This is a genomic window from Dysgonomonas sp. 25 (assembly GCF_010501075.1).
Taxonomy (GTDB): Bacteria; Bacteroidota; Bacteroidia; order Bacteroidales; family Dysgonomonadaceae; genus Dysgonomonas.
In genome coordinates this window covers 401,715-427,672 of the sequence record NZ_QVMN01000003.1, presented here as the reverse complement: position 1 = coordinate 427,672, position 25,958 = coordinate 401,715, and the positions used below count along the sequence as shown (strand labels likewise).

General features: G+C 44.8%; 24 protein-coding genes. 12 read left to right on the top strand and 12 right to left on the bottom strand.

All coding sequences use genetic code 11. The features are described 5' to 3' along the window. Positions 1-23: 23 nt before the first annotated feature. From D0T66_RS07545 to D0T66_RS07505, 10 genes are all read right to left on the bottom strand, one after another. A complete protein-coding gene (locus tag D0T66_RS07545) occupies positions 24-599 on the bottom strand; it encodes a hypothetical protein (protein ID WP_163356640.1) in 576 nt (191 codons plus the stop codon). After that, positions 577-1,893: an AAA family ATPase gene (locus D0T66_RS07540; RefSeq protein WP_163356639.1), complete on the bottom strand. Its 1,317-nt coding sequence runs from the start codon at positions 1,891-1,893 to the stop codon at positions 577-579. The genes D0T66_RS07545 and D0T66_RS07540 overlap by 23 nt, the downstream gene beginning before the upstream one ends. A gap of 57 nt (positions 1,894-1,950) precedes the next feature. Then, positions 1,951-3,075: a DNA polymerase III subunit gene (locus tag D0T66_RS07535; protein ID WP_163356638.1), complete on the bottom strand. Its 1,125-nt coding sequence runs from the start codon at positions 3,073-3,075 to the stop codon at positions 1,951-1,953. A gap of 2 nt (positions 3,076-3,077) precedes the next feature. Next, positions 3,078-3,824, bottom strand: a complete 747-nt coding sequence (locus D0T66_RS07530; RefSeq protein WP_163356637.1) for a hypothetical protein — start codon at positions 3,822-3,824, stop codon at positions 3,078-3,080. Positions 3,825-3,847: 23 nt separating this feature from the next. After that, positions 3,848-4,798, bottom strand: coding sequence for a methylenetetrahydrofolate reductase (locus D0T66_RS07525; protein WP_163356636.1), 951 nt, complete (start codon positions 4,796-4,798; stop codon positions 3,848-3,850). 6 nt (positions 4,799-4,804) lie between these two features. Next, positions 4,805-5,041: a hypothetical protein gene (locus tag D0T66_RS16235; RefSeq protein ID WP_221412186.1), complete on the bottom strand. Its 237-nt coding sequence runs from the start codon at positions 5,039-5,041 to the stop codon at positions 4,805-4,807. A 3-nt stretch (positions 5,042-5,044) separates the two neighbouring features. Further along, positions 5,045-6,388: an RIP metalloprotease RseP gene (gene rseP / locus D0T66_RS07520; RefSeq protein ID WP_163356635.1), complete on the bottom strand. Its 1,344-nt coding sequence runs from the start codon at positions 6,386-6,388 to the stop codon at positions 5,045-5,047. A gap of 38 nt (positions 6,389-6,426) precedes the next feature. Next, complete coding sequence (locus tag D0T66_RS07515) at positions 6,427-7,572, bottom strand: 1-deoxy-D-xylulose-5-phosphate reductoisomerase (protein WP_163356634.1); 1,146 nt, start codon at positions 7,570-7,572, stop codon at positions 6,427-6,429. Between the two features lie 17 nt (positions 7,573-7,589). Continuing rightward, positions 7,590-8,465, bottom strand: coding sequence for a murein hydrolase activator EnvC (locus D0T66_RS07510; RefSeq protein WP_163356633.1), 876 nt, complete (start codon positions 8,463-8,465; stop codon positions 7,590-7,592). Between the two features lie 128 nt (positions 8,466-8,593). Then, complete coding sequence (locus D0T66_RS07505; RefSeq protein WP_163356632.1) at positions 8,594-9,571, bottom strand: hypothetical protein; 978 nt, start codon at positions 9,569-9,571, stop codon at positions 8,594-8,596. A 210-nt stretch (positions 9,572-9,781) separates the two neighbouring features. Here D0T66_RS07505 and D0T66_RS07500 point away from each other — a divergent pair, with 210 nt between their 5' ends. The 6 genes from D0T66_RS07500 (at position 9,782) to D0T66_RS07475 (ending at position 18,710) form a co-directional block, all read left to right on the top strand. After that, a complete protein-coding gene (locus D0T66_RS07500; protein WP_163356631.1) occupies positions 9,782-11,047 on the top strand; it encodes an FISUMP domain-containing protein in 1,266 nt (421 codons plus the stop codon). A 138-nt stretch (positions 11,048-11,185) separates the two neighbouring features. After that, positions 11,186-12,133, top strand: a complete 948-nt coding sequence (locus tag D0T66_RS07495) for a type IX secretion system membrane protein PorP/SprF (protein ID WP_163356630.1) — start codon at positions 11,186-11,188, stop codon at positions 12,131-12,133. 90 nt (positions 12,134-12,223) lie between these two features. Further along, complete coding sequence (locus D0T66_RS07490) at positions 12,224-13,654, top strand: SUMF1/EgtB/PvdO family nonheme iron enzyme (RefSeq protein ID WP_163356629.1); 1,431 nt, start codon at positions 12,224-12,226, stop codon at positions 13,652-13,654. A 6-nt stretch (positions 13,655-13,660) separates the two neighbouring features. After that, positions 13,661-14,674: a gliding motility protein GldN gene (gldN, locus tag D0T66_RS07485; protein WP_163356628.1), complete on the top strand. Its 1,014-nt coding sequence runs from the start codon at positions 13,661-13,663 to the stop codon at positions 14,672-14,674. A gap of 96 nt (positions 14,675-14,770) precedes the next feature. Beyond that, positions 14,771-15,832, top strand: coding sequence for a glycosyltransferase family 9 protein (locus D0T66_RS07480; protein WP_163356627.1), 1,062 nt, complete (start codon positions 14,771-14,773; stop codon positions 15,830-15,832). A gap of 742 nt (positions 15,833-16,574) precedes the next feature. Then, positions 16,575-18,710, top strand: coding sequence for an FISUMP domain-containing protein (locus D0T66_RS07475; RefSeq protein ID WP_163356626.1), 2,136 nt, complete (start codon positions 16,575-16,577; stop codon positions 18,708-18,710). A gap of 373 nt (positions 18,711-19,083) precedes the next feature. On the opposite strand, the gene D0T66_RS07470 is transcribed toward D0T66_RS07475, so the two are convergent. Together D0T66_RS07470 and D0T66_RS07465 are read right to left on the bottom strand one after the other, a co-directional pair. Further along, complete coding sequence (locus D0T66_RS07470) at positions 19,084-22,305, bottom strand: exodeoxyribonuclease V subunit beta (RefSeq protein WP_163356625.1); 3,222 nt, start codon at positions 22,303-22,305, stop codon at positions 19,084-19,086. Further along, on the bottom strand, positions 22,283-22,627 hold the full coding sequence (locus D0T66_RS07465; RefSeq protein ID WP_163356624.1) for a translation initiation factor: 345 nt from the start codon (positions 22,625-22,627) through the stop codon (positions 22,283-22,285). Before D0T66_RS07465 ends, D0T66_RS07470 begins: the two co-directional genes overlap by 23 nt. A gap of 99 nt (positions 22,628-22,726) precedes the next feature. Here D0T66_RS07465 and D0T66_RS16345 point away from each other — a divergent pair, with 99 nt between their 5' ends. From D0T66_RS16345 to D0T66_RS07440, 6 genes are all read left to right on the top strand, one after another. After that, positions 22,727-22,876 (top strand): hypothetical protein, encoded by a 150-nt coding sequence (locus tag D0T66_RS16345; RefSeq protein WP_255489762.1) that lies wholly within the window; start codon positions 22,727-22,729, stop codon positions 22,874-22,876. Beyond that, a complete protein-coding gene (locus D0T66_RS07460) occupies positions 22,828-23,340 on the top strand; it encodes a hypothetical protein (protein ID WP_255489761.1) in 513 nt (170 codons plus the stop codon). The genes D0T66_RS16345 and D0T66_RS07460 overlap by 49 nt, the downstream gene beginning before the upstream one ends. Positions 23,341-23,434: 94 nt before the next feature. Then, on the top strand, positions 23,435-23,857 hold the full coding sequence (gene ruvX, locus D0T66_RS07455) for a Holliday junction resolvase RuvX (protein WP_163356623.1): 423 nt from the start codon (positions 23,435-23,437) through the stop codon (positions 23,855-23,857). Between the two features lie 7 nt (positions 23,858-23,864). After that, complete coding sequence (gene def, locus D0T66_RS07450) at positions 23,865-24,425, top strand: peptide deformylase (RefSeq protein WP_163356622.1); 561 nt, start codon at positions 23,865-23,867, stop codon at positions 24,423-24,425. Positions 24,426-24,439: 14 nt separating this feature from the next. Further along, entirely contained in the window at positions 24,440-25,171 is a 732-nt protein-coding gene (locus D0T66_RS07445; RefSeq protein WP_163356621.1) for a polysaccharide biosynthesis/export family protein, read from the top strand. A gap of 2 nt (positions 25,172-25,173) precedes the next feature. Next, a complete protein-coding gene (locus D0T66_RS07440) occupies positions 25,174-25,950 on the top strand; it encodes a polysaccharide biosynthesis/export family protein (protein WP_255489760.1) in 777 nt (258 codons plus the stop codon). Positions 25,951-25,958 lie beyond the last annotated feature (8 nt).

The following is a 25,958-nucleotide window of genomic DNA, read 5'->3' as shown; positions in this document are numbered from 1 at the left end:
TAATTTCTATGATAAAGATTTTATCAAGATACTCTATTATTACAATGTAATATCTCCTTTATTCTAAAATCTGTCATCCTTGTATATACTAAAATATTATTTTCATCAAAAGTAAGTTCCTTAACTTTTGTTGTTCCTTTTATTTTTCCTTTTGCTTGGCTTTCATTTATCCTTATTTTTCTATAAATAGGATTTTCTATACAATAATCGATCCTTCCTGCATGCTCCAAAATATGTTTAATGAACATTTCAGAAGCTTCTAGCTGCTTTAATGAAGACTTACTTCCCCATTTCAATTCAATAAGAAAGGTATAAAAGGCATCTCCATGCTCAACAAATAGAACATAATCACATATCTTCTTTAAATCCTTCGTTTCCTTGAAATAGGGAAATATATCACTCTCATCGGGATCGAACCGATAAAGCACATACTCAGACTCAGAAAACGGAACAATCTTCCTTTCCATATAAAAAGAATGCCCTGCATCGCAAGATTTATCTTCAAGGATTTTTGTCTGATCCTTTGCTAAAAAAGAATCAGAGATAATCTTTCTTATTCTCTCTATCCTATCAGGATTATTGCATCTTGTCTTCGCCATACTTCAACGCATAATAAATGTCTTCTGAAAGTGAATTCAAGTTACAAATAGCTTCATCTATTGTTTTTACTTCAAAACCTGTTTCGTCCACAGAGAGATTTTCAACTACAACATGCGACGGATTTTCTTCTGTGAAATTGAATAAGTAGGCACCTACATCCTCTGGTTTAATGCACTCATCTTCTTTATAGCCCCACTCTTCACGATGTTTTTCTATTTCAGGAGTATTACCTGATAACATTATTAAATTATTCAGTTCTCTGATAATATAATCGCTATGGGTACTAATTAAAAGGCGAATACCATTATTTATCAATTTTGCAAAGATACGAGCCAATAGAATTTGATTATCAGGATGCAAACCTAGCTCCGGCTCATCAATAATCAACAAATCATTTTTCCTAGCTTGATGCTTAAGATATATCAATAAACCCGATAAGTTCTTGATAATGGATGCCGAAAGATGAATAGATAAAACTGTATTTCTTCCTCTTCTTGGGGCAAATTGTAATTCTCCATTTTCAGAAACTTTTACATCTCCATGCAATATAGTATTCTCTATTTCCTCTGCAAGCCAATAATATTCTGACGTTTGTTTCTTTATATGGTTTAAGTCAATCGCAGTTGCCAAAGTGTCTTGAATAGCACGTGGATAACGATTACTATAAACATCTGATGACAATCTATTCTTGGCTAACTCATTAGCAAATGTGTAAGCTGAATTTCTTTCTACAGGCAAAATAAAAACTTTCAATAAAGAAGAAAAAGACAAGCACTTAACTAATAGAGAATTTTGAAAAACATCAGCTGTTTCCAAAGAATCAGAAGAATCTAAACTCTCAAAATTCTCCAAAATAATATTCAATTCATCGCTTCCTGCATCTTTTTCATAACTAATCTTCATATTCTCATTCGCTAGTGAAAAGATAAACTTAGAATATCTCAATTTAGAAATAAACTCTTCCTTATCAACATTTAAAGAGATATTAAAGTCAGAGAAAAAGCTTTCTTTTTTCACTCCAAAAGCATAATCCAAAGGCAACCTTTTATTATATTCTTTTTTTAATTCAAAAAGCATATCATAATCCAAAGAAATCACCAATTTCTTTTCTTTAATAAGAAGATCCAGGTCGAATACGCCACTATTTACAATAATTGGTCTTATATACTCATACACAGCATAACATACATATGTCTTCCCCGTTCCATTAGGACCACAAAAAACAGATAACTTTTTAGACAAGTCTAAATCAATTCGCTTGACTACACCTAAATTTTCAAAAGAAACTTTCATAACAAATGTTTTCTTTATATTGATAAAGCATTTTGATACTTTATAATGTTATTTCAATCATCTTTTCAGCAGCATCGTAATTTTCAGACAGAGGTCGAAAAATACCATGCGTGCATTCACATTTTGCTCGATATGCATTTCGGCTTTGCCCAATTCATCGGCAAAATCCATAATATTGCGCTCGTTGATGAAAGGAGCGAAACGGATACCGAAACTATTTTCGTCGCTGCTAAGATACACAATTTCGGGCTGATTCAGGTTACTTACGAAATATTCGCGTATCATTCGTTGCGTATACATCAGAAAATTCTTTTGCCGTTCGCGGCCGATAGTCGCCAATTCGGCAGCAATAGCCTTGATAGATTTGATGTTGCGGGCATAGGACGAACGCATCATATTGACAAACAAATCGAAAAAGAATTTATGTTCTTCATCCAGACTGATAGTCTCTAATGCTTTCAGGTAACTGCCGCACGCAAGATGCGCTATATTTTCGGCATCGGCTTTGTCTACCACATATTGTGTAACCAGCGCCTCTTCGATTGCCGATTTAGCCACCGGCGGAATATTTATCCGCTGGCAACGCGATTGTATCGTACCGATGATATTGTCGGGAGCGTCCGACACCAGCAGGAATACGGTATCGGGGGTAGGCTCTTCGATTATTTTCAGTAGCTTGTTAGCACACGATTCGTGCATTTTTTCGGGTAGCCAGATGACCATCACCTTGTAGCGCCCTTCGTATATTTTCAGGCTGAGTTTGCGGATAATCTCCTCGCTTTCTTTGGAATAGATAATGGCTTGCGAGTTTTCGGCTTCTATCGCCTGCAACCATTGGTTATAGCCGAAATAAACATTCTCGGCAAACGTTTCGCGCCACTCGGAGATGTAATCGTCGCAAACTTCCTTTTTCTTGGCGGCCTTCTTGACTATCGGGAAAACGAAGTGCAAATCGGGATGCGCCAGATGGTTGTATTTGACACAAGACGGACAAACGCCGCAGGAATCTGTTTCGGATGGATTGTCGCAATTGAGATATTGTGCATAGGCAATGGCAAGAGGCAGTTTACCTACCCCTTCGAGCCCTCCGAATAGTTGTGCATGAGGAACAAATCCCTCCTGTACCGAACTTATCAGCCGTTGTTTTATTTCTTCTTGTCCTACTATATCTCTAAAAAACATACTTATTCGAAATTAGTCACAGACCAGCCTTTGTCTTCGGCAATAGATGTATTGCAGGTAGCCGAACCGGGATTGCCATAGCAGAACACCTCACAATCGGGTGTGCCTTGTGGTAAACCCAGAAACATGCGATTCATATCCCAAACACCGAAACGGTTATTATAGACAACCAATTTCTTCAGTTTCGGATTTCCATTTACATACAACGTCATCAACGCTGGATTATCATAACAATACAATACTTCCAGATTAGGAGCTCCCCTAAAGTCGATAAAAGGTGTTTTGCGGATATTATAGGCACAGATAGCAGTCAGTTCCGGGAAATCACGATCTCCAAGACCATCAAGATAATCCACACTGCTGACATGCAAAGTTTCCAGCTTAGGACAATGCCCAAAGCCCAGATAATCAACATCCATGGTATATACTTTACCATCAATTATAAAGGATGTGATTTCTTCGCTCCATATGCGAATCTGCCATGAATATTCTTTATCATATTTATGCTGATAAACAGATAATTCGTCAGGTGATTTAGCCTTAGTAACTTTTCCGTCGCCCCAATCGATATATATCTTTTCGCCTTTCAGTGCAAGCGAAACAATACCCTCGCTTCCACCACCTGCCGTAAGATCGATCGTATTAGAGCCAACCAATTCGGGCACTTTAAACCCATTATCATCATCGCTGCAAGATGACAAGAAAAACACTGGTGACAAGAACAATAATAGGTACAGACTTTTTTTCATAATTTCAATTATTTCAATTTGGGTTAATAAATCTCTTTTGCAATGCGCCTGACACTTTCGGTAGCCATGAGCGAATAGAAGTGGAGGCTCGGAACGCCATGCGCAATCAGGTCTCTACATTGTGTTATACCCCACTCTATACCGACTTCTTTGGCTTCGTCGTCGGTCTTGCATTTCAATAATTCTTTTTCCAGTGCTTCCGGTATGCTCGAACGGAATATCTTCGGCAACACGGTCAACTGGTTCATAAGCACAATCGGCTTTACCCCCGGAATAATAGGCTGGGTAATGCCTTCTTGCCGGCAACGCTCAACAAATGAGTAATATTTCTCATTGTCGAAGAACATCTGCGTAACAAAGTATTCGGCACCTTGCTCCGCTTTCATCTTCATATAGCGAAGATCCGATTCGAGATCGGGAGCATCTTCGTGTACTTCGGGATAACACGCCATTCCGTACGAGAAAGGCGCCGAAGGTTGATCGAATGGCAAGCCATACATATCTATCCCTTCGTTGAAGCGGTTGACCTGTTGCTGCAGGTCTGTCGCATATTCGTTAGTATTTCCTGACAACTGATCGGATTGGAGTTTTTTAGCATCTCCCCGCAACAGTAACAGGTTATGCACATTCAAAAAATCGAGGTCGATAAGCGCATACTCGGTTTCCTCCTGCGTAAATCCTTTGCAGATAACATGCGGAATAGCGGCTACTTTATACCTGTTCTGCAAGGCAGCGGCAATAGCCACCGAACCCGGGCGCTTGCGCACATTGACGCGCTTGACCATGCCGTCGGGCATTTCCTTGTCTAAATATTCGCTGTGATGGGTCGTAATATTGATATATTGCGGCTCAAATTCGATCAATTTATCTACAATTTTGTATACTTTCTCTATACTGTTCCCTTTCAATGGGGGAAGTATTTCGAACGAGAAAGCCGTCTTATTATGTTTGTTTATCAGTTCCGTTACTGTCATTCCGAGTTATCCTTTTAAGAATTCGACTATTGTATTTAACAATCCGAGCATTGAATATCCTACAAAATATATACCAGCTAACAGCAATACGATCAACGATACGATGCGTGCGATTTTCACTATTTTGTAGGTGCTGTTATCCTGTTGTTTCTCTTCCTTTTCTATCTCGAGTTTCTTTCGCGACGTAAGCAAAAAAACGATAAAAAAACAAGCTAATATTGCCAGATAATATCTATACTCCATGCGTTACCAATCTCCAAATATAGCTCTTATTATATCGTTTCCATTGGCCACGATAAGCAATCCCAGAATCAGGAAGATACCAATCCATGTGGCATATTCCTGAAATTTCTCATTCGGCTTGCGCCGCGTAATCATCTCGTAAAGCAGGAACATAATATGTCCGCCATCGAGCAGCGGTATAGGCAATATATTCATAAATGCCAATACGATAGACAGGAAAGCCGTCATCGACCAGAAAGATTCCCAATTCCATGTCGGGGAAAACATGCTCCCCATTGTACCGAAGCCTCCTAAATTCTTGACACCTTCTTTACTGAATATCAATTTGCTTTGCGAAATATAACCTCTCAACGTATTGATACCCTTTTCTATCCCGACAGGGAAGGAGGCGAAAAATCCGTATTTGTCCACTACATACTCTGGAGAAGGAAGGCTAAAACCTAAAACTGCATTAGTGTCCAAAACAGCTGATACAGTATCAGACACCCCAGCACGGTAGTAAACAAGAGAAATCGTATCACCTCTATAATTCATTACCGTATTCCGAAAGTCCAAATATGTTATAGTCGCCGAGTCGTTTACAGCAACAATACTATCTCCCCGTTGTAACCCGATTCGTCCGGCTTCGCTATCTGCCGACACGCTATCCACCATAACCGGGAACAACCCTTCTTGCCATTTAAAGGCAAAAGGAGGATTCGCTTTATCGAGAATATTGTCAATAAAATTCTCGGGCAATACGATATTCACCATTTGCCCATCGCGTTCGACCTGTACCTGTTCGGCATCGAAAAAGTCCATCATGGAATTGGCCGACATAATACCATCATACAAGCGCAATTCCCTGCCATCGGCGCTTACGAGAATATCTCCATCGCGGAAGCCTGCTTTCTTCACATTCTCCGAAAACGTCATGCCATCTTTGAAGTTCTTGTAAGGGATATACGTATCGCCCCATACAAAAACCATCATCGACAGGATAAATATTGCCAGTATGAAATTGAACAATACCCCTCCGAGCATTACCAGCAGGCGTTGCCATGCCGGTTTGGAGCGAAACTCCCACGGCTTAGGCTCCGTTTTCATTTGCTCCATGTCCATGGATTCGTCTATCATCCCCGATATTTTGCAATAGCCGCCCAAAGGCAACCAGCCGATGCCGTATTCGGTATGGCTATTCTTCGGTTTGAAGCGGAGCAGTGCAAAGCCGGCATCGAAAAAGAGATAGAATTTTTCTACCCTTATTTTGAATAGCCGGGCAAACAGGAAGTGCCCCAATTCGTGTACAAGGACCAATATAGATAGACTCAAGATGAGTTGCAATGCCTTAATCAATAATGTCTCCATTCAATATTTTGCTGTATTTCGATTTCCTGTCGTTTCGTTTAAATCAATTCGCATGCTATGCGCCTTGCCTCCTCGTCCGTCCGCACATAATCTTCGTAAGTCGGGCGTTCGATAAAGGAAGCCTTTTGCATGGTTTTTTCTATTATATCGCTCATTTGCAAGAATCCTATTTCATCCCGCAGAAATGCAGCGACAACTATTTCGTTAGCCGCATTCAGTATGCAGCACATATTACCCCGGCGGCGTATCGCTTCGAAAGCAAAAGCCAGATTGCGGAAACGCTCCATATCCGGTTTTTCGAAAGTCATCGTCCCAAGCTTGAAGAAGTCGAGACGTTCGAAATTCGATTTCAGCCGGTGCGGATAACCGAACGCGTACTGTATCGGCAAACGCATATCGGGCAATCCCAGTTGCGCCATAACGGACGAATCCTCGAACTGCACCATCGAATGAATAATGGATTGCGGATGTACAACGACTTCCACCTGCGACGGTTCGATACCGAACAGCCAAACGGCCTCCATCATCTCGAAACCTTTATTCATCAGCGAAGCCGAATCGATAGTCACCTTCGCCCCCATATCCCAGTTCGGATGTTTCAGCGCTTCGGCTTTCGTCACCTTCGCCAGTTGCTCTCTGGTATGATTGCGGAAAGGGCCTCCCGATGCCGTCAGTAGTATTTTCTCTATCGGCGATTGCTCTCCATTCAGGCATTGAAATATCGCAGAATGCTCGGAATCGACAGGCAATATGGGAACTCGATGTTCCATTGCCAGCGCCGTGATTAATTCTCCGGCAACAACCAACGTTTCTTTGTTGGCAAGAGCTATCGCTTTTCCTGCTTTTATAGCGTTAATCGTAGGCAACAAGCCCGAATAGCCGACCATTGCCGTGAGCACCATGTCTATTGGCTCGCTCTGAACGACCTGCGCGATGGAATCGCTCCCCGTCCAGACTTTTATCGGCAAATCGGACAAGGCATCTTTCAACACCTCGTATTTCTCCTCATTCGCTATCACAACCACCTCGGGCAAGAATTCGCGAGCCTGCTTTATCAGCAGGTCGACCTGATTGTTGGCTGTGAGGGCATATATCTCGAACAGGTCTTTGTGTTCGCGTACTACTTCGAGCGCCTGCGTACCAATCGAACCGGTAGAACCTAAAATTGCTATTTTGCGCGACATATTGTTTTCATATTTTTTTAAAAGGTGATATATCCCTCCGGATTCACGGGATAACCATCGTGCCAAAGCTCAAAGCAAAGCGGTGTAGCCTCATCTTTTCCGTTCACCTTATGTGTTTCGAGTACGGCAATAGCCTCGCCCGAACGGACTTCGTCCCCTACCGACTTCAGTACGGCAGAGCATCCTTTATAGAAAGAAATATATCCGTTCTTGTGTTGAATCTGAATGACATAGCTATTCGATATATCATATCCCGAATAGACGATCGTTCCTCCGGCAACTGCCGTAACGGTCGATTTTCCCGCACCCAGAATCTCGATACCATAGCGGCGGCTATTCGCATCGAAATGGGTAGTAACAATCCCTTTCAACGGGGCAAAAAGGGCAACGGCATCGTTCTGCGAAACCGTATACGGAAGGAGCGAAAGGTTGTATCTCTCATCCTCTTCGTATTGCTCTACAAAACGCCGTTCCAATTCCGATTTTTGCAACGAAGGATCATTCTCGGGGATGTACAACGTATCGGCTACACTGGTCACCGAATCTATCTCCATTGTCCCTGTAAATATCTTGCGTGCATTATCCACGTACTGCCTGTTCACAATCAGCTCGGTTTCGATGGAATCGGCCAGGATGGCATTGCGCACTGCTTTATCGCGCACCTCCGAATCGAGGTAGCCGGGCAGGTAATAACGTACGGGCGTGGTAATAATGATTACGGACGTCACAGCAATAAGAATCCCCGCCACCAACAAAAACAGGACAATGCCCGAAAAGGCCGAGGCCCGTATTTTCCATACTTCTTCGAGCGTGTTTTCGTTAAAGGCAGACAAACGGTATTTGAACCGTATCCGTTTCCAGAAACTATGTTTATCTTTTTTCTTATTTCTCATCTGCAACTGTGTAGCTTATATCCGAATTTCATCCAGGTGTACACTTCTTCTAATGTACAAAAGTAAAAAAAAAGCGCCACAGACAGTTACACTATCAGCAAAAAGGTTCGAAAAGTAACAATATTTAGCTATTCGGCAGGGATTGCCGTACCATTCAGGTGATCTATTTTCATCAGTTGGGTCACAGTCTTCTTTGCGCCGAAAGTATAACCTATTCCGCCACCCATACCGCCATGACGCGAACCGCCACCCATGCCGATACCTATCGAAAATCCTCCGTTACCTGAGTTTACTTTATAAGAAATATTGAACAGGAAATTATTATCGCTCAGATAGCCCGCCCAGAATTTCCCATCGTAAGCGATGTAAGGCTGCCCGCCAATAACAACTGCATACACATTGTCGGGGGAGAGCTTTTGCCATTTCTTTTTGCTTTCGTCGTAAATTTTTACCTCTTTCAATGTTTCATCCTTCATCTTCGGTTGCATTTCTATGGACGTAGGTTTTTGATCGGCAAAGTCAAGATAATCGTAATACACGCCATCGGCAAAGGCCGGGGCATTAAACAGGGGAATATCTTGTTTTTCAAAAGTGTCTATATCTTTCACTTCCGCCAAGGTAAAAGGAAAATCGCCCATGCGGGCAGCCGATATACTTTCGCGAATAAAAGTACCTAACGCATCCGCCGCCTCGGCATATATTTCTTTAGGTTTGGCTGTAACAACAACATCTATCCGATTGATAAAATAATAATCGTCGCCTTGCTGGTCGTATGCATTGGCACGTATACGGCACAGGCCTACGGCTTTGCCATCCTCTTTCCCTTTAAAGAAATACAAATCCCGCAGTTGTAAAACGAATATCTTATTCGCATCCGATGCCATTTCGAGTTGATTGACATAGTTTTGCAACTGAACAGCAAACGGTGGATTTTCGATGACATCTTCGCCTATCGAATGCCTATTTTCGCGCGAATCAAGAAACCCGACTCTGCCATATAACGAAACCGAACCCTCTTCAGGACTTTTCAATTTAAACTCTTTTTGCGCCTGCGCAACTCCGGCGACAAACAGCAATGCCAGCAAAAGAATTATCGTTTTTTTCATACCTTTTGTTATTTCAGCTTATATATAATAGACTCAAAAATAAGCAGAAAGTTGCACATTATCGATAAGTTATTTACAGAATATCGTTTAGGTTATTTGCTCTTTCAAATAAAATTTGTTCCTTTGCAGGGGCATTATCTATAACAACAATTTAAATTTTCAGCATATTTAGTACACAAACTTGGTTTTAAGATTTAATTCAAATATTTCATGAACAAAAAAACTACAACGCAAATATTTTTTGCACTTATCATTTTATGTTTTACGACAACAATTAATGCACAAGTAACGATCGGGAGCAACCAGAAACCATTGGATGGCGCTTTGCTACAACTGACAGAGGGAGCAACGACGACGAAGGGACTTGGGCTGCCGAGGGTAAAGTTGACTAATCTTACACCTACCACCCCTACCGAATTAGCCCAGTCTGTCGGAGCAAGCGACACATGGGACTTGGACAAGCACATCGGACTTTTAGTGTATAACACCAATGCCTGTGTAGACTTTAGCGCACAAGGTGACGGCTTGTATATTTGGAACGGCAACAGATGGCAAAGCCTCAAGGACGAAGGCTTGGCTGCAGGTGTATATGAATTTACTGACGATAGAGACAATGAAGTTTATTTAGCACGTAATTTTGGCTCTATTGCCGGCGATTGGATGTTAGAAAGCGTACGCTACGTACCCGATCCCATCCACGAAGGTGGTCGTTTTAATAACTACGTACACTCTGCTGCGAGCAGTAACACGAATAAACATTACGTTTACGCTGAAACAGCAACCCCTACTGGTGGAACCCTTGTTACTTATATACTTGCCGATCATCCATCTTCGGAGTGGCCAAGTAAAAAGAAGAACGGAATACTCTACAATTGGCCTGCAGCTATCAATATGGGAACCGGAACAGGGCAAACACCAAACCCCGGAAATCTCGAACAAGGACAAGCATCTGACGGCAGCGATCTTATATCTACTCCTATCCGAGGCATTTGCCCAGATGGATGGCATCTACCCAGCGACAAAGAATGGAACGATTTGGAACGGGAAATCTATAACAATGCTCATTTATACAGCGAATATACAGAAAGTGAAAAAAATGCTTGGATCCCTTGGTCATCAGGCTGGGAATACGGATTCACCACCCCTGCTATCTACCTCCGTCCTAATGGAGCAACTGATAGCCATGCTGGCGCCATGCTTTCTATATGTGAACCTATAGGCAGCATTGTCGGCGCTACCGAGGGGAAAAGTTTATCTCCAAAACAAGGTGGATTTAACGCCATCCGTGCGGGAGCAGCCCTTAATAACGCAATAGGATATTACGGTGACCATGCATATTTTTGGACTGCAAGTAGTAGTTATATGAATAATAATCAAGCATGGGTACGGTATATTATCAGAGACTCTATTGCCTACATCGATCGAAGATGGGAGGGGAGGCGAATATTACTCTCCGTCCGCTGCAAGAAAGACTAACCCACCTCCCCCTATATCCCCCTCCGTAAGAGGGGGACTTTTTTATTACACAAACCACTTACACAATTTATCTCGCCCACAACCGTTAATAATCAATAAATAATCACTTTCTTTGCAGTCGGAATACTGTTTTTATTGATGAAGCTCAAAACGATTATACTATTTCTTTCGCTCATATTCTTATGCGCCCTGTCGGCCTATGGCCAGTGGGACGCACAGGTCAGCCAATACTGGCGCGCAAAGACATACTATAATCCGTCGTTCGTGGGCGAGACAAACAATATCGACATCTCCGCCATGCACCGCATGCAATGGATAGGGACTACCAATGCCCCCAAAACAACTATCGCATCGGCACATATGCCTTTCAACTTCCTCGATAAAAAGCATGGTGCGGGTATCCATTTTTTCAACGAGAAAATCGGATTGTTCTCCAATACCAATATCTCGCTGCAATATGCCTACAAATTTGACTTCAAAAACGGAAAAACGCTCAACATCGGCCTGCAAGGCTCTTCGATGAGCATCGACTTCGATGCTGCCGGCATCCATATCCCCGACAGCGACTATCACGACAAGAACGACCCCGCCAAACCGACCGGCGGCGAAGACAAAACAATCGACATGGGGTTGGGTATATCGTGGATAACGCCATGGTATTATGCCGGTTTCTCCGTCACGCACCTTTGGGAGCCAAAATATGAATTAGACGATACACACAGGTCATTTATCGGGCGGGCATATTATCTGACTGGTGGATGCAATATCCCGATAAATAATTCGTTATTTGAAATGCAGCCGTCCTTTCTTGTGAAATCGGATGCCATCGTGACGCAAATAGATGTCACAGCACGCGCCGAATACAACAATTTATTCAGCGGAGGTGTTACATGGAGGAAGGATGACGGTTTTGTGTTTTTGCTGGGATTGAAATTGAAAAATATCGAGGCGGGCTATTCGTTCGACCTTTCGACATCGGAAATTGCAAAAGCCAGCAGCGGTTCGCACGAATTTTCGGTACGGTATTGTATACCAATCGTTAAGAAGAAAGTGGACGGACGGCACAAAAGCATCAGGGTATTATAAAAATAGATTAGAGAATAACAAAAAAGAAAAAAATATAATCGGATAATCTTTTAACTGCTAACTTTGTAGCCGGATTACACGAAACAGATTATGAAAAAACTACAATATATTATTTTCGCAGGCGTACTGCTTATCATAGCCGGTTCGTGCGGAAAGTCGCTCAACAACACCGTAGGAGGCGAAGTTGTAGGCGAACGCAGCTCGTCGTGGGCTGAACCGAAGCCGTATGGCATGGTGCTGGTTTCGCGCGGCTCTCTCGATATGGGCGTGTCCGAAGGCGACTCTTTGTGGGACATACAAGCCAATTCGAAAGGTATTTCGGTAGATAACTTCTGGATGGACGAAACGGAAGTCACCAACTCCAAGTACCGCCAGTTTGTTTACTGGGTACGCGACTCCATCATCCGCGAACGCCTCGCCAGCCCCGAATACGGGAATGACGAGACATTCAAGATAGACGTAGACGAATACGGCGATCCCGTAAAACCGCATCTCGACTGGAGCAAGCGGATACCGACACGCAACCTGCTCGACGAAGAAATAGCTGCTATCAACAGCATATACCATGTTCATCCGATTACGGGCGAGAGTTATCTCGATCCGATGCAGATGAATTTCATGTACGAATGGTACGACCACACCGAAGCTGCAAAGCGCCGCTACCGCTTAAATCCGAACGATAGGATATTGAATACGGATATAACACCGAATCTCGAAGAAGTCATTATGATTTCGAAAGATACCGCCTATGTAGACGAGAGCGGCATACCAATCAACGAGACCATCGTCCGCCCGCTAAGCTCGCTTTACGATTTCGTACATACCAAAATCACCAATATTTATCCCGACACGACTGTTTGGGTAAACGATTTCAAGAATGCATACAACGAGCCTTACATGCGGCTCTATTTCTCGCATCCGGGCTATAACGAATATCCGGTGGTAGGCGTTACGTGGGAGCAGGCGACAGCTTTCTGCCACTGGCGCACAATTTTCTATTATATGGGGCAGAAGAAAGGCTCACGCCGTATCGAGCCTTACCGCTTGCCGACCGAAGCCGAATACGAATTTGCTGCCCGCAACGGACGCACCGAAAACAAATATCCGTGGGATATACAAGGCACACAGACATCCAAAGGTTGCTTTATGGCCAACTTCAAACCGGGAGAGGGGAACTACACCAAGGACGGCAATATGATTCCTGCCAAAGTAGCATCGTATTCGCCTAACGACTTCGGAGTGTACGACCTCGCCGGAAACGTCGCCGAATGGACTTCGACTGCTTACACCGAATCGGGACTTGAGAATATGAGTGATATGAACCCCGACCTGAAATACAACGCTGCCAAGGAAGACCCTTACGCATCGAAGAAGAAGGTCGTGAAAGGCGGTTCGTGGAAAGACGTAGGCATGTATATCCGTGCCGATATGCGCGAAGGGGAATATCAGAACCAGCCCCGCTCTTATATCGGATTCAGATGCGTGAGAACGCAATTAGGTTTCGCTAAATCGAAGAAGTAAAAAATTATGAAAAGAATATATCAGTTATCTATTATATTGCTCCTCTGCATTGTCAGCACACAAACTGCTGCTGCACAGGAATCGCTGCGCGACCGCTTGGCTAAGAAACAGCAACAATCGCAACCACAGGGAGCAAAAACACCTGAAATGACCGTCCGCGCACAAATGTTCAACGACGAGCAGACACAGGACATGAGCAACGCGACATGGATGCGCGAAATTTACCGTTTCGTCGACATCAGCAAAGGACGCAATGCAGCGCTCGTTTATCCGACGCAGCCTATCGGCAACCGCATGAGCCTCTACACCATGATATTCAAACTGATGGCACAGGATAAGCTGACTGTCTACGAATATATGACGGCGCGCGAAGTGTTTACTGATGAATACAAGGTCGATTTCAAAACCGTCCTCGAAAAACTGAATATTCCTATCCAGCAACAAGGAACAGGATATGTCTACAACGAATACGACATCCCCGCAAACGACGTGATGGGTTACTACGTCAAAGAAGGCTGGTACTTCGACAATACGACCGGCACGATGGATGTGAAGATAATAGCTATCTGCCCCGTACTGACGTTCTACGACGACTACGGCATAGGCGGCGAACGTGCACCGCAATTCTGGATTCCATACGAAAATATCCGCCCGTATGCAGCGAATATGCCAATTATGGTTTCGGAGAAAAACAATGTACTCAACAACTCGATAGACGATTTCTTCCGCCTGCGCATGTACGAAGGGGAAATATACAAAACAGGCAATATGGCCAATAAAGTGCTGACGGAGATATACAAAACTCCCGAAGAATTGGAGGCCGCACGCGAGAAAATTGAGAGCGAGTTGATAGAATTCGACAAACGCCTTTGGGTGACAAACGATTCGTCGTACCTGAAATCGGACATTGAAAAAGGAATCAAACCGAAGAATAAGAACAAAACAAAGCGCGACCAGCCTAAAGGGGCAAAAGGCAGCGGCGGTAGCGGAGCGAAATATTCGGCACGCGACAGACGTTAGGGTACAGCTAAAAACCTTAATCTTTTTTTTGAGACACACTTTTTTTATATACATATACAACAGTTGACTTGTTAACAAACTTATTATTACACATATATGCCTAAAGCATTAGTTATACGATTTCGTCGTGTGGGCGACGCAGTATTAACATCCAGTATTTGCACCACCTTGAAGCAATCGATTCCCGATTGCGAAGTTCATTATGTACTCAACGAAAATATAGCGCCATTGTTCGAGAATCATCCCGACATCGATCGCGTCATATCCTTCTCGGATAAAGAGACGCACTCGCTTTTCAGGTACCTGAAAAAGATAAGGCACATCATGCAAGAAGGGCAATACGACATCATCATAGATGCCCGTTCGACGATAAATACATTATTCTTCCCACTCTTTTCGCTACGGACTAAATACCGGATAGGGCTAAAAAAAAGCTATACACGCTTCATATACAACCACCGGGTAGATAAGCACGAGCCGAAAATGGTAAGGCAACTGATGATGATGACCAATCCGTTGAACGGAGATTACAAGATAACAGAAAATTCACTCTTCAGGCTCTATTGCACCGAGAAGGAAATACAAGCATATAAGGATTACATGATATCGAAAGGCATAAATATCAGCCGTCCTGTAATCGTATGCGCAGTTGCCGCGCGCCTCGACCATAAAATATGGCCGCTGGAGAACATGAAAGAGATATTGTCTAATATCCTCCAAAAATACAAGGATGTACAATTGGTATTCAACTTTGCCGGAGACAAGGAAAAGAAGATCGCTTACCAATTGTATGAAGATTTAGGCCGCGACCCGCGTATCTTCATCAATATAGAAGCAAACTCGTTGCGCCAACTGGCAGCAGCTTTTGCCAATTCGCAGTTCTTTTTCGGCAACGAAGGCGGACCGCGCCATATATCGCAGGCCTTCGAAATCCCGTCGTATGCCATCTTCCCGCCGAGTATAGGGGTAGAGCGCTGGTTGCCGAATATGGAGGAACGATTCAAAGGGATAGGCCCTGAAATTATAGACCCCGGAGTTGCTGAAAGTGAAGAGATACCTTTCAGAGAAAAATTCAACCTGATAACACCTCAACGGGTATGGACAGAATTGGATAAAATGCTCGAAAAATATCTGCAAAACAGGGTTCAGATACAATAACCAATAATCCGAAAGAAATAATATTTGCTTTAGCCCGAAAATATACTACCTTTGCCTAAGTAATGAAACAGGTAGAAACAAAACATACGATATTTTATATTAATTCGCTACACACCAGTGTAGTTAGCATGCAATATAGCCACATCACACACACACAAAAAAAAAAAATATAGTAAATATTTCGGATTAATCCAAGGTTTTAGGAAGTTTTTTAGAAAAAAGAGTCACCTCCCCCCATCCCCCTCCAACAGAGGGGGAGTAAAAATATATACTCTTTTCCTATCTCCTCCCCTTGTGGGGGAGGCAGGGAGGGGGTGCCAAATTGCTTGTGTTAATGTCAGGGGAAGAACCCCCATTTCATCCCGTCTTCTCCGTGAGGAGAAGCGGGATTTTTCAGTTAACAGTGAGCAGTTATCAGTGAACAATAGAGCTTTTGTAGGGGCGCACCTGCGTGTGCGCCCGCAAACCGATATATCGGGCAGACACACAGGTCTGCCCCTACACCATAACGAAACGAGATCCCTCGTATCCACTCGGGATGACAATAACCGGCCCCCTTTATCCCCCAGAGGGGGAAATGGGTTTGTACCACCATTCAATAAAAAACGAAAATATATCCTTCCCTTAGCCTCTCCCACGGGGAGGTTTAGTGGGGCTCAAACAAACTTATTATTCACTTCATCTTTTTCTGCTACCCCCTCTGTAGGAGGGGGCAGGGGGAGGTGGTTAATTCTTTTATAACATGAAAAGAACTTTGACACAGGCTATCATTATAATAGCCTTACTCACAACAATTAGCTTGCAAGGGCAGGTAACTATGGGAAGCGGACAACCTCCGGCACCGGGAGCACTGCTTGACCTGAAAATGGACGGGGCAACAACCAAAGGACTGGCACTGCCTCGGGTGAAACTCAGCGACCGGACCAAGCTGAAAATAGGAACAGCAGCCGAGCTAACCGGAGCGGAACGCGACAAACACACCGGGCTGCTGGTGTACAACGTCTCGGGCGCGCCCATCCCTAAATGTGCTCTTATCCCCGATGGCATCTATATATGGGATGGTGAAACGTGGCAGGGGATAAACATAAAAACGGCCGAGCTTCCTACACTCACCCTCAGCGGTGCGGATATCTACTTCCCCAGCGGGCGAGATGCACGCACGCTACCCTCCACTCCCGAAACCTTCACTGCGAGCTGGACACCGACCGACAATCCTGCGGTCTACACCAACACACCACATGCTACCTGGGGTGGTATCAGCTTCAATGGTGCTGACACACCGCCTGCCAGCGGCAACCTGACCACTACTCCTGCTGCCTTTAGCTTACTGCCTAATGCGATGACTGCTGCCGAGATTGCGGCCAATCCGTTTCGCACAAAGCAGAATACCTTGACCTTTAAGGTGGCTAACGAATGCGGAACAGACATAACCGAGGTACGCATCATCAACCAAACCAACAAGGCGTTGACTCTTTCTACCCCAACGAAAGAATATACTGCTACTACCAACGCAACCAATACCCTTACCGCCAATGCGAATTGGAAGGTAACGCAGTTTCCTGTTGGTACAACGAATGCTATCAGTACCTTGCAATTGGACGGGAATACACTTCCTTTTTCAACAGATGTAACGGGCTACGAACGCAATGACAACCAAGGCACAGGCACAGCCAACAATTTGAGCTATACTGTAACGGTGAGTGCAAGCAAGGCTCGTTATAGCTACCTCATTTTCGAGGATGCCAATAATCCCAAACGATTCGACAATGTTGCACTTACCGTGCTGCAATGTACAAATGTGGGTCAACAGCCCAGTATCGAACAGTGGGCATTATTTGCCGGCTTTAGCCAAGCCGAGATAGATGCTGTGAAAGGGAAGACGGCTCCTAATGATGGTGGTCTCAGCTCTCGTATACTATCCAATGGGGTACAGCTCCATTTGGACCAAAGCGACAACCTGTTCCTTTCGTCCAACTTCGGCACAAACCCCAAAGACAGCGATATGCGATGGATGATCCACAACCTGGCGGCGACGAAATTCGATACCGGGCAAAATTATACCGGTGCTGCTACACTAGCCAACAAACAACTTCGCCCCTACAATGCTGATGGTGTTCCTCCGGGCACTCCGGCTACAACTATCAATAACAATGCTTATAAAAATCCTTACTATGCTTATCCTAATGGTGGGACAAACAATGGTAGTATGACGACTACTACCTACACCCAAAACCCTCGCCTTGGTCTACTCTATACATGGGATGCTGCTACTGCGGGCAAGGGTGGTAACACCGGTCAACTGAATATGGATGGCGCCATACAAGAAAGTGGACGCCGGGAAGGTACAGCTACCACTGAGCAGAAACGTCGTCAAGGCATTTGCCCTAACGGATGGCATTTACCGAGCGATGATGAATGGAGTTTATTGGAACAGGAAATAGTAAAGAACAAAAATACATTTTCAAGCTTGCCAACCAGTACCGGGTCTGCTTTAACAGCCGAGTTGACGAGTGTCGATCGTGCAGCTGCTGCCACCACTACCACCTACACCGGAAATACAAGCTATCGTGGCTTACAGAATGACGTTAATGGTCATGGCAACGCAATGAAAGAAATCTGCGAACCGGGCACCGGCAACTTCAAGGGAGCCTCCAACGGCCTCTCCTCTACGGCACGTCCCGGCATGGATGTCTTCCTTGCGGGCCACGCCGACGGTGGCTCGGCCTACGGTTACGGCAGCCTCGCCTATTTCTGGTCGGCCAGTAGCTACTCCGCCACCACTGCATGGTTTCGGATCTTCGGTAGCGGCAACTCGCAGGTGGGCCGCAATGCCACCAATCGCCGCTACTTGTTCTCGGTTAGGTGCAAGAAAGACTAACCCACCTCCCCCTATATCCCCCTCCGCAAGAGGGGGTAATAAAATAAAACAACTTTATCTATATAATAGCCTCCCCTTTTGCCTCGCCTTCGCTTCGGCGAACGTTGTTTGGGGGAGGTTGGAGGGGTGAAAAAACACTGTATCGCGTAATATATGTCAAGAGTGTCAAGTTTTAACTAAATTTCGATTGATAATCAGTGAAGTAGGTTTTTAACAAAACTTGGCTACTATATCAGTCCTGTAAAGAAACGCTTGGTACTCATTGACTCACCTTCGTTCGTCGAATTGGAAATCGGCGGAGCCAACAATTGTTTCGAGGAGCGTAGGCGACTCAATATGTTGACGCGATGTCACTTTCTGCGAGAGGCAGAAATCAACCGAGGTCGGCTTCGACCACCTTACCGAGTTTGATGTAGCAGATATAGCCTTTTACCTCGGCATAACCCATCTTGCGGATTTGGGTAACATAGTGCTTGACTTGGCGGGAGTGCCTGCGGTCTTCCTTTTCGCCGAACTTGTAGTCAATAACGACCACCTCATCCCCCTTGAGCATCACACGGTCGGGGCGGATAAACGTTCCGTTCGGTTGAAGAATCTGCACCTCGTTGAGGACACGATATTCGCCCGAGTACCATTGCGAAACGGTTTCGTCCGAAAGGTATTGGCGGAGCATGGATATCAGATCGGCTTTCTGTTCACTGGTGATGCTTCCGGCGATATAATAGGTTTCGACAATATCTTCTATCTCGCCGATTGTCTGAATCTTACTGACAATCTCGTGCATCAACGTGCCATAGTCGCGGGCGCCTGTGTCGGTGAAGAAGTACTTATTGTTCAGCAATAGCTGCAGGCGGTTATCGAACGGAATACTCGACAAGGTATCCACCTGAATCTCATTGCCTTGATCGCGGCCTTTGCCAAGTAATGAGGGTGCATAATCCTGCCCGAGCTCGAACACACTGTCTCTGAGATTAAAGGAGAGCGAAGCGGTATCGTTTATGCACTTCCAGAGCAATGAGGAGATGCTGCCGACCTTGTCCGTCTTAGGCTCGGGGGCAAACGCAATCAACTCCTGTTTGGCACGGGTAAAGGCGACATAAAGGATATTGAAGTTGTCGATAAAAGCATAGAGGCGCTCGTTGAAGTACTCATCCTTGAAGATAGTATTCTTCAGGTTCTGCGAATAGTTGACCGGCACAAGGTGTAAGCGATCGAAAGGCGCTACCTGCGGATGACACCAGAGGATAGTCGTCAGCTGATGATCTATCTTCCAGTCGCAGAAAGGAATCAGTACCACCTCGAAGCCCAAGCCTTTCGACTTGTGGATAGTCATTATGCGAATGGCATCCTGCCCGTCGGGGGTGAATATCGTCTTAGCCGAACCCGTCTCGTCCCACCAGTTGAGGAAGGCGTCGAGATCGGACGAATAGCGCACCGTGAAATCGAGTACCATATCCAGAAACGACTGGATGTAGATCTGCTCGTCCTCATCCATCGCCTGACGGAAAAGCCCGGACAGCTCCTCAGTCATCTCATACAAAGGCAGTTCGCGGATATGATCCAGCGACCGGCGGACGTCTTCGGGTAACTCGCTCTGCTTGGAGAAGTACTGTTGCAGCGCATCTTCGGCTTTCAGTTGGTTGCTATACTTATAGTATTCGTATACGGCAAGCACTTTCAGCGATTCATCCAAGGGGTTGCGCAGGTATTTCAGGAGGGCTATTATCAGCTTGATACTCTGCGAACTGTTGATATACAGCGCCTCATCCGAGATAATATCGTAGCGATAGCGCGAATCCGGGTGCTGCTCCTTATATTGCAGCAGGCAATTGGCCACATCGGCTCCCTCCTTCTTGGTGCGGGTGAGGATGGCAATATCTTTCAGCGAATAGCCTTTATCCTGCAATTGCTCGATGGTCAGAGGGAGTTGCTCCAGTACATGCGCTTTCCAATCGTATGTTGCGCCGTCTACAAAGGTTATCCTGACATGTCCCGCCTGACCTTTCTTGCCACTGCAGACCTGTTGCTGCACTTCGTTGTAGGCCTGCTCTATGCGGGTGGAATAGGCAGCAATCCGCTGATCGGAGGAATCGGCAGGGAGAACACTGTTATAAGTCTCTTGCAGGAGGGTAGCCCCTTGGGAGAAGATAGTATTGTTGAAGTCGACCACGTTGCGGGCACTTCGCCAGTTGGTATCGAGGGTTTCGTGGTTGATCCCTTCATTGGCAAAGTCGATATCCAGCTGTTCGTCCAGCAGCTTCCAATCGGAGTTTCGCCAACGGTAGATACTCTGTTTGACGTCGCCCACGATGAAGTTCTTCTCGCCGCTTGCCAGACTGTTGCTGACCAAGGGGTAGAAGTTCTCCCACTGCATGCGGGAGGTATCCTGGAACTCGTCTATCATATAGTTGTCGACCCGTGTGCCGACTTTCTCGTAGACGAAAGGGGTATCGCTCCCCTGTATGATGGTGTTCAGTAGTTCGGTTGTGTCCGAGATAAGCATGAGGTTGTTCTCGGTCGTATATTCGCGTATCTTCTTGTCGATGTCGCCTAAGATGCCCAGCGTGAAGAAGTAGCGGTTAATCTCGTAGGCCGTCTGATACATCGACATATTATCGTAATGGGCAATAATATCGCTCACGCATTGGCTCAAGCCTTGGGCATAGACATCCTCTATCTTCGCTCGGGTAGTAGCATCGGTGCCGGTTTTGGTATACCAGCCGGAGACATCGCCGTCCAACTTGCGAAAGGTCGCCGTAGGCTCTTTGGTTTCGCCATTCGCCCACCGCAGGAAAGCGAAGAAGGGAGACTTACCTCCTCCTTTGAAATCCGTTGGGGTGAGATCGCAGCGCGTCATGATATTGAGCGCCTTCTCCCCTATTTGCTGCGAGGTTGCCTGAAAGGTATTGATGTAGGAGAACAGCATCTGCTTGTAGTCGTCCATCAGTGCCTTGTCGGAGATGTCGGTTTGCACCTCAGTGCGGAAGGCTTTGTAGCTTTCTTTGAATATCTCGCGCGAAAGGGATTGTATATCGGCACGGATGTTCCATGTCTCACCTTTCTCTACCTTCTCGGAGGAGAAGCGGATAAGCCACTCGAGCAAGTCCTGATTGTCGTTCTTCTCGAGGTCGAACAGGAGGGAGTCGATGGCTTCGTTCAATACTTTGTCGGCATCCAGTTCCACGTTGTATCCTCCGCCCAAGCCAATTTCACGGGTAAAGGCGCGCATCGTCTGCTGAAAAAAGCGGTCGATAGTACTGACCGAGAAAGCCGAATAGTCGTGCAAGATATATGTGAGCGTCTCCTTGGCCTTTGCCCTGACTTGCTCTTCGGAGAAGTTATTTTCCTGACAAAGACGGGTAAGGTAATCCGAACCCTCTCCTAATGCCAGATTGGCAAGTTCTTTGACAATACGGGTCTTCATCTCGTCGGTCGCCTTATTGGTAAAGGTCACGGCGAGAATATGCTTATAGGCAAAAGGCGAACGGAACAGGAGGCTCAGGTACTCACTCGTCAAACGGTGTGTCTTACCCGATCCTGCCGACGCTTTGTAGACAGAAAGCGCTGACTGTTCAGATGATACGCGATTTGGCATATCCTTCTTTTTGCAGGAGTTCGAGTACCTTATTCCGGAAATCGCCTTGAATGATGATTTCGCCATCCTTGGCCGATCCGCCGACACCGCACTTCACTTTCAACATCTTACCCAATGCTTCCAGATCGTCCGTCGCGCCGACAAAGCCTGTAATGAGTGTCACAGCCTTCCCCTTGCGGTTGCGCTTGTCGAGGGAGATACGCAATTGTTGCTTCTCTTTGGCAATGGTTTCGGCTTCCTGCTCGTCTTCACTTTCGTATTTGAAGTCGGGATTAGTCGAGTATACCACATTCAGGCGGTCTTTCCAGTCGTTTGGTTTCATATTTGTCTGTTTTGATACAAATATAGCGAAAAAGCCAATACCAAAACAAATATGCTACCTTTGTTGTTTCATCGGTATATACCACTATTCAACATTGCTATGATTATAAAGTACTTTACAGACAATGACCTATATAAGTTCTCGGTAATGCATGCTATCCAGCGCCTCTATCCCTGGTCGTATGTCAGTATCACGGCGCATTGTACGGCTACCGCGCTGCCACGTCGCTGGCATTGGACGCTTGGGTGAAGGTGTATAACGGCAGTTTGGGTATCACCTTGACAGATACGTATACGACCGACGCATTTTTCTCTTCTTTCAATCTGCAACAAGCCAAGCTGTTCGACGGTGTACGGTGCGACAGCGGCGATCCGCTGACTTTCGCCGATAAGGCAGTCCGTTTCTACGAACAGATGCGGATAGACCCTACGTCTAAGACGATTGTATTCAGCGATTCGTTGGATGTTCTCCGAGTGAAGGAGATAAAGAGCTACGTCAGAAACCGCATCCACGATACGTATGGTATCGGCACGTTCTTCTCGAACGACGTCGGGGCAAAACCGCTGAATATCGTCATCAAACTTTCGCACGTGAAAGCCGATTCGCGCGAGGGCGGCTACCTCGAAGCGATTAAACTGTCGGATGCATCGGGCAAACACACGGGCGACATAGGCGAGATAGCGATAGCAAAGCAGACATTGGGCATTAAATAATCTCATAAAGAAAAACAATTAAAGCCCATATAAATACGTTATTTGTCAAGGTAATAGTATAAATGAATAAATAAATTTAGCTACCTTTGCGCCTATGGGAAGACTATTGGCTATCGACTACGGCACGAAACGAACAGGTATTGCTGTCTCCGATCCGTTGAAGATTATTGCTAATGGCCTTACTACTGTGCCTACGCACACCCTTTTTGACTTTTTGAAAACATATCTGGCTAAGGAGAATGTAGAGTGTATCGTTGTTGGTATGCCCAAACAGATGAACAATGAGGATTCGGAGAGCATGAAGCATATCCGTCCGTTCGTGAAAAAGCTGAAAGCCCTTTATCCGGATATAACAATAGAACAGTATGACGAACGTTTCACTTCGGTTATAGCGCAACAAGCCATCATCGACAGTGGACTAAAAAAGAAAGATAGACAAAACAAAGCGCTGGTCGATGAAGTGAGTGCCACAATCATTCTGCAAAGCTACATGGAAAGCCTCCGCTTTAAACTATAAGATTTTTATGATATTACCGATATATCTATATGGTCAGCCGATACTAAGAAAGGAGACGAAAGAGATCGCAAAAGATTATCCTAATCTGAAAGAGCTGATAGAAAATATGTTCGAAACGATGTATAATGCCGATGGCGTCGGGCTGGCAGCTCCGCAAATAGGATTGGATATACGTCTTTTCATTGTCGATCTCGAGCCTTTGGCAGAGGACGATCCGCAATATGCCGATTTCAAGAAAGTTTTTATCAATCCCCGGATAGTAGAGCGCACCGGCAATATTGTGAAAATGAACGAAGGCTGCCTGAGCCTTCCGGGTATCTCGGAAGCCGTAGAACGCGAAGAGGCTATCCGCATTCAATATCTGGATGAGAATTTCAACAGTCATGACGAGACCTACAGCGGATTTTTTGCGAGGTGCATACAACACGAATACGATCATCTGGAAGCGACTTTGCTGATAGACCATATTTCGGGCATCCGCAAGCAATTGATAAAGAGCAAGCTGAACAACATGCTCAAAGGGAAAGTCAATTGCCATTACCGAGTGAAAGCCGTCAATAAAAAGTAAAACAACTACTTTCTATGAAAAGTAAGAAAATATTACTTCTGCTCCTTCCGGCCATTTGGCTACTGAGTTCTTGCGTAACCACACGCGACACAAACTTCTTTCAGGATATTCATAAAGAATATGAAAAAATCAAAGAGCCTGAATACAAAGTTATAGTTGGCGACGAGCTTTTAATCACTGTTTACACAATGGAACCAAAGGCTTTACAGGAAACATTAGGTTCTTTTTCGCAGGGAGGGACATTAAATGTACGTGCCGACGGAACAATCAAAATTCCTTTCATGGGCAAAGTATACGTCGAAGGTTATACACTCTACGAAATAGGTAAGATTTTATCCGAGAAATTCAGCGCATTAGCCGACGGCACAACAGCCACCGTCCAGCTAACATCCATGTACATCACATTCCTCGGCGAAACCGGACAAGGACGGGTGATTATGGACAAACCTATAATGACTATATACGAAGTATTATCTACCTCCACAGGTCAAAACTTCAGAGGAGACAGAAAAAGAGTCACTATCCTGAGGCAAACTTCTGCCGGCTCCGTAATCAAGGAATTCGACCTCCGTTCGAAAGACATCGTCGATAGTGAATTCTATTATGTACAACCTAATGATGTGATATACATGCCTAAGCTCGCACGAGAAATGTACACTGGAGGAACAGCCTCCACGTTGGGTGGAATAATAGGTATATTGACTGGATTGATAGGTCTTGGTGTAATGTTATTAAAGCTATTCTGATTATGATGACAAGAAAGATCATATATTTCTATTTCGGATTGATAATAACTCTTTTACCCATGTTATTATCTTCTTGTATATCTGCCGAAGAGACAAATTATCTGCAGACAATCAACCTACCCTATCAGAAACAAGAATATAAAGAATATAAGCTTCAGACCGGCGACCAGATTTCGTGTGCCATATACACACATAATAAGGAATTTAGCCAGATATTTAACCGGGTAATCGGAACAAGCGAACAATCTTCAAATATCCCCTACCTTATCCATCTGAACGGGAAAATACTGCTCCCCTATTTTGGCGAAATAGAAGTGGCCGGATTAACAATTACCGAAGCGGAAGATAAGATACAGGCATTTATGAGAGATGCTATAACAGATGTCGAAGTCAATATCCAGCTTGTCAACAATTATTATTATGTCTTATCCGACCAAGGACAACGACGGGGACGACATGATATATACAAAGAAAATATGACCATTTTTCAGGCGTTAGCGCAAGTAGGCTCCCAGTCGTACGGAGACAACTCTTTCGATCTGAGAAAAGTAACCATTGTAAGAAGAGATGCCGATGGCAATACGATACAAAAGAGTTTCGATTTGAGGAGTAAAGATGTTATCGAATCGGAATTTTATTATATATATCCCAATGATATGCTCTACTTCCCTACCAGCAGCAAATCATTCTTTAATATAACATCCCTGAGCTCTCTGGTCAATACCATCCTCATGCCGATAACTTTCTTGATTATGGTTAGCAGAGTAAGTTTCAAATAAAAAAACAG

What these genes read in the sequence shown, in the direction of transcription:
- D0T66_RS07545 (WP_163356640.1), bottom strand. Translation starts at nt 599, where the DNA reads ATGGCGAAGACAAGATGCAATAATCCTGATAGGATAGAGAGAATAAGA.
- D0T66_RS07540 (WP_163356639.1), bottom strand. Translation starts at nt 1,893, where the DNA reads ATGAAAGTTTCTTTTGAAAATTTAGGTGTAGTCAAGCGAATTGATTTA.
- D0T66_RS07535 (WP_163356638.1), bottom strand. Translation starts at nt 3,075, where the DNA reads ATGTTTTTTAGAGATATAGTAGGACAAGAAGAAATAAAACAACGGCTG.
- D0T66_RS07530 (WP_163356637.1), bottom strand. Translation starts at nt 3,824, where the DNA reads ATGAAAAAAAGTCTGTACCTATTATTGTTCTTGTCACCAGTGTTTTTC.
- D0T66_RS07525 (WP_163356636.1), bottom strand. Translation starts at nt 4,798, where the DNA reads ATGACAGTAACGGAACTGATAAACAAACATAATAAGACGGCTTTCTCG.
- D0T66_RS16235 (WP_221412186.1), bottom strand. Translation starts at nt 5,041, where the DNA reads ATGGAGTATAGATATTATCTGGCAATATTAGCTTGTTTTTTTATCGTT.
- rseP (WP_163356635.1), bottom strand. Translation starts at nt 6,388, where the DNA reads ATGGAGACATTATTGATTAAGGCATTGCAACTCATCTTGAGTCTATCT.
- D0T66_RS07515 (WP_163356634.1), bottom strand. Translation starts at nt 7,572, where the DNA reads ATGTCGCGCAAAATAGCAATTTTAGGTTCTACCGGTTCGATTGGTACG.
- D0T66_RS07510 (WP_163356633.1), bottom strand. Translation starts at nt 8,465, where the DNA reads ATGAGAAATAAGAAAAAAGATAAACATAGTTTCTGGAAACGGATACGG.
- D0T66_RS07505 (WP_163356632.1), bottom strand. Translation starts at nt 9,571, where the DNA reads ATGAAAAAAACGATAATTCTTTTGCTGGCATTGCTGTTTGTCGCCGGA.
- D0T66_RS07500 (WP_163356631.1), top strand. Translation starts at nt 9,782, where the DNA reads ATGAACAAAAAAACTACAACGCAAATATTTTTTGCACTTATCATTTTA.
- D0T66_RS07495 (WP_163356630.1), top strand. Translation starts at nt 11,186, where the DNA reads ATGAAGCTCAAAACGATTATACTATTTCTTTCGCTCATATTCTTATGC.
- D0T66_RS07490 (WP_163356629.1), top strand. Translation starts at nt 12,224, where the DNA reads ATGAAAAAACTACAATATATTATTTTCGCAGGCGTACTGCTTATCATA.
- gldN (WP_163356628.1), top strand. Translation starts at nt 13,661, where the DNA reads ATGAAAAGAATATATCAGTTATCTATTATATTGCTCCTCTGCATTGTC.
- D0T66_RS07480 (WP_163356627.1), top strand. Translation starts at nt 14,771, where the DNA reads ATGCCTAAAGCATTAGTTATACGATTTCGTCGTGTGGGCGACGCAGTA.
- D0T66_RS07475 (WP_163356626.1), top strand. Translation starts at nt 16,575, where the DNA reads ATGAAAAGAACTTTGACACAGGCTATCATTATAATAGCCTTACTCACA.
- D0T66_RS07470 (WP_163356625.1), bottom strand. Translation starts at nt 22,305, where the DNA reads ATGCCAAATCGCGTATCATCTGAACAGTCAGCGCTTTCTGTCTACAAA.
- D0T66_RS07465 (WP_163356624.1), bottom strand. Translation starts at nt 22,627, where the DNA reads ATGAAACCAAACGACTGGAAAGACCGCCTGAATGTGGTATACTCGACT.
- D0T66_RS16345 (WP_255489762.1), top strand. Translation starts at nt 22,727, where the DNA reads ATGATTATAAAGTACTTTACAGACAATGACCTATATAAGTTCTCGGTA.
- ruvX (WP_163356623.1), top strand. Translation starts at nt 23,435, where the DNA reads ATGGGAAGACTATTGGCTATCGACTACGGCACGAAACGAACAGGTATT.
- def (WP_163356622.1), top strand. Translation starts at nt 23,865, where the DNA reads ATGATATTACCGATATATCTATATGGTCAGCCGATACTAAGAAAGGAG.
- D0T66_RS07445 (WP_163356621.1), top strand. Translation starts at nt 24,440, where the DNA reads ATGAAAAGTAAGAAAATATTACTTCTGCTCCTTCCGGCCATTTGGCTA.
- D0T66_RS07440 (WP_255489760.1), top strand. Translation starts at nt 25,174, where the DNA reads ATGATGACAAGAAAGATCATATATTTCTATTTCGGATTGATAATAACT.